This is a genomic window from Frankia sp. CgKIO3 (assembly GCF_977946435.1).
Map to the genome: position 1 here is coordinate 1 of NZ_CDWTMO010000202.1, position 6,441 is coordinate 6,441.

At 69.7% G+C, this 6,441-nt stretch carries 7 protein-coding genes; 5 read left to right on the top strand and 2 right to left on the bottom strand.

Translation table 11 applies throughout. The features are described 5' to 3' along the window. Positions 1–352: 352 nt before the first annotated feature. Positions 353–862: an AMIN-like domain-containing (lipo)protein gene (locus tag AC08OJ_RS17720; protein ID WP_476594316.1), complete on the top strand. Its 510-nt coding sequence runs from the start codon at positions 353–355 to the stop codon at positions 860–862. A 249-nt stretch (positions 863–1,111) separates the two neighbouring features. On the opposite strand, the gene AC08OJ_RS17725 is transcribed toward AC08OJ_RS17720, so the two are convergent. Beyond that, positions 1,112–1,504, bottom strand: coding sequence for an SCO5389 family protein (locus AC08OJ_RS17725; RefSeq protein WP_476594317.1), 393 nt, complete (start codon positions 1,502–1,504; stop codon positions 1,112–1,114). 375 nt (positions 1,505–1,879) lie between these two features. Between AC08OJ_RS17725 and AC08OJ_RS17730 the strand changes: the two genes are divergently transcribed. From AC08OJ_RS17730 to AC08OJ_RS17745, 4 genes are read left to right on the top strand one after another with little or no spacing between them, the layout of a single operon-like run. Beyond that, positions 1,880–2,875: a metal ABC transporter solute-binding protein, Zn/Mn family gene (locus tag AC08OJ_RS17730; RefSeq protein ID WP_476596322.1), complete on the top strand. Its 996-nt coding sequence runs from the start codon at positions 1,880–1,882 to the stop codon at positions 2,873–2,875. Between the two features lie 34 nt (positions 2,876–2,909). Beyond that, positions 2,910–3,818, top strand: coding sequence for a metal ABC transporter ATP-binding protein (locus tag AC08OJ_RS17735; protein WP_476594319.1), 909 nt, complete (start codon positions 2,910–2,912; stop codon positions 3,816–3,818). Next, positions 3,815–4,738: a metal ABC transporter permease gene (locus tag AC08OJ_RS17740; protein WP_476594320.1), complete on the top strand. Its 924-nt coding sequence runs from the start codon at positions 3,815–3,817 to the stop codon at positions 4,736–4,738. The genes AC08OJ_RS17735 and AC08OJ_RS17740 overlap by 4 nt, the downstream gene beginning before the upstream one ends. Then, positions 4,735–5,646, top strand: a complete 912-nt coding sequence (locus tag AC08OJ_RS17745; protein WP_476596324.1) for a metal ABC transporter permease — start codon at positions 4,735–4,737, stop codon at positions 5,644–5,646. Before AC08OJ_RS17740 ends, AC08OJ_RS17745 begins: the two co-directional genes overlap by 4 nt. 54 nt (positions 5,647–5,700) lie before the next feature. On the opposite strand, the gene AC08OJ_RS17750 is transcribed toward AC08OJ_RS17745, so the two are convergent. Continuing rightward, positions 5,701–6,441, bottom strand: a 741-nt coding sequence (locus AC08OJ_RS17750; protein ID WP_476596326.1) for a TetR/AcrR family transcriptional regulator, incomplete at its 5' end; no start/stop codon positions are given.

Sequence of the window (6,441 nt, forward strand, 5' to 3'; positions counted from 1 at the left end):
CCACCGGCCACCGGCCCGGATTCCTCCGGTTCGCCGAGTTGACGCCCCTCAGGGCAGGGCGGAACCTGTAGGCCGCGAGCGGAACCCCCGAGGGGGTGGCCTCATGCACGGAGTAAGGACCAACGCCTTCACCGAGGCTCATAACGGTGATCTGTGTCTCCCTCCGTGGCAGGGCCCTGACTCATACCGATTGCCGTGCGCCAGCTACCCGGAAACGGTCCGGGCGAGCGGCGCACACGCTCTGCGTGCGGTGCCTGGCCCGGCCCGGGCACCACCACAAGACGCTCGGCTACACGCATCAGGTTGGACGCCTTTCGGCGCCCCTCAAGCAGCGAAGAAGAAGGAACCAGAAATGAGAAGGATCGCCACAGTCACGAGCGCCGTCCTGCTCCTCACCCTCAGCTTGGTCTTCAGCGAGATGGGGGTTTCTCGGGCGGCGGCTCCACCGGTCACACCTGTGCTCATGCACATCCGCTTCGCCCACGCGGCCAGCGCCCGGGTGGACATCGTCACCTTCACCTTCCGGCCGTCGGCGCCGAAAGATGTCAGAGCCGAGTACGTGCCGAGATCGGGGCTGATCCAGGACGGATCCGGTAACCGGGTCTTTGTGCTGGGACGATCCTTCGTGAAGGTCACCCTCCACAACGCCGCCGCACACAACCTCGAAGGTCAACCCACCGCTCCGAGGAACCTCTTCCCTCTCGGCCGGACAACGAATGTCATCGACGTGAAGCGGGGCGGCGACTTCGAGGGTGTGGTGACCTACTACCTCGGGCTGTGTGGGCACAGGCCAGCACCGCCCGCGCATCCGACCGTGAGCAGCGTGGGCCGCGACGTCATCCTGAGCATCCCAACGCGGTAGCGGTAACACGCCACAGCGCCCTGTCCCGTTGCGCGATCGACGCTTTGGTGTTGGTGGCGTCGATGAACGCGAGGTAGGAGGTCCGTCTGCCTCGACGCTCCCCACGATCGACGCCATGTTGCGGGTGGTACCCGATTCTGATCAGAGGGCCAGGCGGGCCGGTGGATGAACGTCCAGGACAAATCAGATACAAAATGGACAACACCGGCCCGCCGGGCCATCGAGATCAAAATATCCCGGGAGCCCAGGCTAGCAGTTGACGAACTCCGGTTGCTGGTTGAGGACCTGGCTCTCCGGGGAGATGAAGCGGCGGTACTGCTCGCCGCCCGTGGCCTGGGGGCGGAAAGCGGCCAGCCGATGGCAGTTCTGGAAGGCTAGCGCCACGCCGAAGTGCCGTTCCAGGGCCGCGCGTATCGAGGTGCTGGCCATCGCCCGCAACAGCTGTCCCTGCTCGGCGTCGTCCGTGGGCGGGGTCTGGTTGTCGGCGAAGTCGCGGGCTGCGGTGGGCAGCTCGCCGGCGAGCCGCTCGACCAGTCCGTAGGCGTAGGGCAGGGAAGTGCGGATACAGGCGAGGAAGTCGGCCTCGTCGACGTGACCTTGTTCGGCCTGCTCCAACAGGTCGGGCGACACCGTCAGGGACATGGATACCTCCTGGGCTGGTGGCAACGACAACGATCACCACTGTCTTGGATACAACAACCGTTGTCAATACCGACAGTGATACTCCGTGTGCAGATCGATTGCGCCGCGGCGGCGCACCCCGACACCCCGCCGGATCTGCCGTGCGATGCGGCGCGTCCCGCCTCCGTACACCCGGTGCACGCCCGGTGCGCGCCCCCGGTGGACGGCGCAGGGCGTCCGACCCGGCAAAGCATCTGGTCGATCATGCAGGCGGATGGGCGGATGGGCGGCCCGCCCCGCGTCATCGCCGACCGCTCGAACTCGAACTTGTAACGGTTTCCATTAGCCGCTACCTTTGCGAAAATGAATCCCGGTACTGCTAGCAGGTCCGGTCGGGTGACAAGCAGGGAGATCGTGGTGGATGGTGCACGGCTGGTCACGGTGCGGCGCTGGCGGGTGCAGCCCGGGCGGATGCCGCGCGGCCTGGGGGTAGTGGCCGCCGGCGTGGCGATGGTCGTGGCCGCGTGTGGGACGTCCTCGTCGGAGGACACCGGGACCGGCGCCACCGGCAGCGGGAAGATCGCTGTGGTGGCGGCCGAGAACTTCTGGGGCAGCATCGCCGCCCAGCTGGGGGGCGATCGGGTGGCGGTCACCAGCATCATCGACAATCCCGACGCCGACCCGCACGACTATGAGCCGACCCCCGCCGACGGCCGGGCGATCGCCGGTGCGCGGCTGTTCATCGACAACGGCGTCGGCTACGACCCGTGGGCGGGCAAGCTGGCGGCGGCCAACCCGGCGGCCGGGCGGGTGACGCTGACCGTCGGCGACCTGGTCGGCGCGAATGACGGCGACAACCCGCATCGCTGGTACAACCCGGATGACGTCGCGAAGGTGATCGACCAGGTCACCGCCGACTACAAGAAGATCGACCCCGCTGGCGCGGGCTACTTCGATCAGCAGCGGGCATCCTTCACCGCCACGACCCTCAAGCCGTACACCGACCTCATCGCAACGATCAAGAAGAAGTACGCCGGGACGCCGGTCGGGGCCTCGGAGAGCATCTTCGAGATGCTGTCCCCGGCGCTCGGGCTGAACCTGCTGACCCCGCCGGCCTTCCTGCGCGCGATCTCGGAGGGCACCGACCCGACTGCCGCGGACAAGAGCACCATCGACAGTCAGATCAAGACCGGGGAGATCAAAGTCTACGTCTACAACAGCCAGAACGCCACCCCGGACGTGCAACGGCAGGTTGAGGAGGCGAAGGCGGCCCACATCCCGGTGACCACCATCACCGAGACGCTCGTCCCGGCCGGAGCATCGTTCCAGGAGTGGCAGGTCGCCCAGTTGGAAGCCCTGCGCGGGTCGCTGGCGCAGGCAACCGGCAAGTAAGTGGCAACCGGCACGTAAGCGGAAGGTAACGAGGATGGCGACGGTGGCGTACCCTCGATCCGGCGGCTCGAGCGCCGAGGTTGACGAGGCGGTGGCGCCGGCCGGCAGCGACCGGCCGGCCGTATCGGCGGTGATGTTCGAGGGTGCGGCGGTTCGTCTCGGCAGGCGGATGGTATGGAGCGGGGTGAGCGTCGAGGCCGGCGCGGGGGAGTTCGTCGCGATCCTCGGTCCCAACGGCGTCGGTAAGTCCACCCTGCTCAAGGCGGCCCTTGGCCTGCTGCCGCTGGCCGCGGGGCGGGTGGTGGTGCTGGGCCGGCATCCCGGGCGGGCCCGCGCCGAGGTCGGCTATCTGCCGCAGCGACGGAGCTTCGACCCGTCGGTACGGATCCGGGGGCTTGACATCGTCCGCCTCGGTCTCGACGGCCACCGGTGGGGTCTGCCGCTGCCCGGCAGAGATCGCGCCCGGACAGCGCGGCGGCGCGTCGCCGAACTCGTCGAGCAGGTCGGCGCCACCGGCTACGCCCACCAGCCGATCGGCCGGCTGTCCGGTGGGGAGCAGCAGCGGCTTCTGATCGCCCAGGCGCTCGCCCGCCGGCCCCGGCTGTTGCTCCTCGACGAACCGTTGGACAGCCTGGACCCGCCCAACGCCGCCGCGGTCGCGGCCCTCATCCGCACTATCTGCCAGACGGCGGGGGTGACCGTGCTGATGGTCGCCCACGACGTCAACCCGATCCTGCCCAGCCTCGACCGGGTCATCTACCTCGCCGCCGGCGGTGCGGTCTCGGGCTCTCCCGCCGAGGTCATCACCAGTGCGACGTTAAGCCGGCTCTACCAGGCCCCCATCGAGGTGCTGACCACCTCCGACGGGCGCCTCGTCGTCGTCGGCCAGCCCGAGCCGCCCGCTGTACACACCGACCGTCATAACGGGACCGGCCACCTGTGATCACTGCGGCGGTGGTCGCGACCGACGCGGGCCTGTCGTGGAACCTGGTCCGCGACGTCCGGCAGATGTTCGCCTACCCGTTCATGGTGAACGCGTTCCGGGCCGGAACCATCGTCGCGCTGACCGCCGGGGCAACTGGATGGTTCATGGTCCTACGCCGCCAGGCCTTCGCCGGCCACACCCTCGCCGTGGCCGGTTTCCCGGGCGCGGCCGGGGCGATCTGGCTCGGCCTGGGCGCGACCTACGGCTACTTCGCCTTCTGCCTTACCGCGGCGCTGATCATCGCTGCTGTCCCCGGGCTGGGTGGGGCAGCCGGGCGGGCCGCGGAGTCGGCCATCATCGGTACCGTCCAGGCGTTCGCGCTGGCCTGCGGATTCCTGTTCGTCAGCCTGTACAAGGGATTCTTCGGCGGGGTCAACACGCTGCTGTTCGGCAGCTTCCTGGGAATCACCGACGACATGGTCCTCACGCTGACCGCCGTCGCCGTGGCGGTCCTGGCAGTGCTGGCGCTCATCGGGCGGCCACTGCTGTTCGCCTCGCTCGATCCAGCTGTGGCCGCCGCCGCCGGAGTGCCGGTGCGGGGTCTGTCGGTGGTTTTCCTGATCCTGCTCGGGAGCACCGCCGCGGAGGTCAGCCAGATCACCGGAACCCTCCTCGTCTTCACCCTGCTGGTCATCCCGGCCGCGACCGCACAGGTCCTCACCACCCGACCGGCCCTCAGCCTCACGCTCACCGTGCTGCTAGGCCTGCTGGTCACCTGGGCCGGGCTGACCGTGGCCTACTACTCGCCCTATCCGTTCGGCTTTTTCATCACCAGCTTCTCCTTCGGCCTGTACCTCCTCGCCCGTCTCGCCGTCGGCGCGCGCGACCTGCTCGGCCGGGCCGCCCGCGTCCCCCGGACGACCGGAGCAGCAGCATGACCGCAGCCACGGCGGACACCGGACTGACCGCGATGTTCGAGTACCCGTTCATGCAGCATGCGTTCATCGCCGGAACGGGGATTGCTATGGCGGCCGGACTCGTCGGCTACTTCCTCGTCCTGCGCGCCCAGGTCTTCACCGCCGACGCGTTGTCCCATGTGGCGTTCACCGGCGCACTCGCCGCCCTGGCCACCGGGATCGATACCCGCGTCGGCCTGTTCGCCGCCACCGTCACCGTCGGGTGCGCCCTCGGCGCCCTCGGCGCTCTCGGCCCCCGCGGCCACGCCGACGACGTCGTCATCGGCAGCGTGTTCGCCTGGGTCCTCGGCCTCGGGGTGCTCTTCCTTACCCTTTACACCACCCACCGCAACACCGGCAACGGCACCGCCGGCGTCACCGTCCTGTTCGGCTCGATCTTCGGCCTGGACGCCTCCCACGCCTGGGAGGCTGCCATACTCGCCGCCTTCCTCTGCCTCGCCACCATCGCGATCGGGCGCCCCCTGCTGTTCGCCAGCCTGGACGGCGCGGTCGCGGCCGCCCGAGGTGTCCCCGTCCGCCTCCTTGGCGTCGGTTTCCTCGGCCTTGTCGGGGCGACCGCCGCCGAGGCCACCCAGGTCGTCGGTGCCCTGCTGCTCCTCGGCCTGTTCGCCGCACCCGCCGGCACCGCCCACCGGCTCACCGCCCGCCCTTACCATGGAATGATGATCTCCACCGCGGTCGCGGTCGCGGTGACCTGGGCCGGACTGACCACCAGCTACCTCGCCCCGCGGATCCCCCCGAGCTTCGCCATCCTTGCCCTCGCCACCGCCACCTACACCGTCACGCTGACCGTTACCCGGCTGGTCGCGGACTCGGGCTTGGCGCGGGCGGTGCGGCACCCGTCCGCGGACGCGCCTCGTTCGGCCTGATCGAACCCACCGGCGCCACCGGCGCGGTCGCGCGCGGTCCGGGGAAGCGCCAGGTCAGAGCCCGAGCAGCCGGCCGCAGATCAACTCGACCGCGGCCGGCAGGCCCGGGTTGTGCCGCAGGTGCGGGGTGCGGGCCATGTCGTTGGCAACGGAGACCGCGGCGTGCACCCGGATCCGGGCGGCGGTGGGGTCGAGCTCGGGGTGCACGAGCCGGAGCAGGTGAACCCATTCGGTGAGGTAGTCGTGCTGGGCCCGGCGGGCGACGTGGCATTCGTCCTCCGGCAGGTGCTCGACCTCGGTGATCAGTAGCCCGATCAGGTCGTAGTGGGCCTGGGTGAACCGGAGGTAGGAGCCGAGCAGCCGGCGCAGGGCGTCGGCGGCGTCGTTCGAAGCCCGATAGATCGCGCTGACGTCCATCAACAGGGCGGCCGTGCTGCGCTGGAACGCGGTGCGCAGCATGTCCAGCTTGCTCGGGAAGTGGTGGTAGACGCTGGGGCCGGTGATGCCGACGGCGTTGCCGATGTCCTCGATGCCGACGCCGGCGTAGCCGTGGGTGGCGAACATCCGCACCGCCTGGGTGAGCAGCGCCTCGCGGCGGGAGGCCGGCCGCAGCGGCAGTCCGGCTGGTGGTGGTCCGGCTGGTCGCGGCGGCGATGCGGTGCGGATGCCGGGCAGCGGGGTGTCCAGCACGAGGTCGGTGAGCTCGGCGAGCAGGTCGTCGTAGGCGGGCCGGGGCAGGTCCAGGTGGTGGAAGGACGGGCTTATCAGCACGGCCAGCATCGCCCAGGTGAGCAG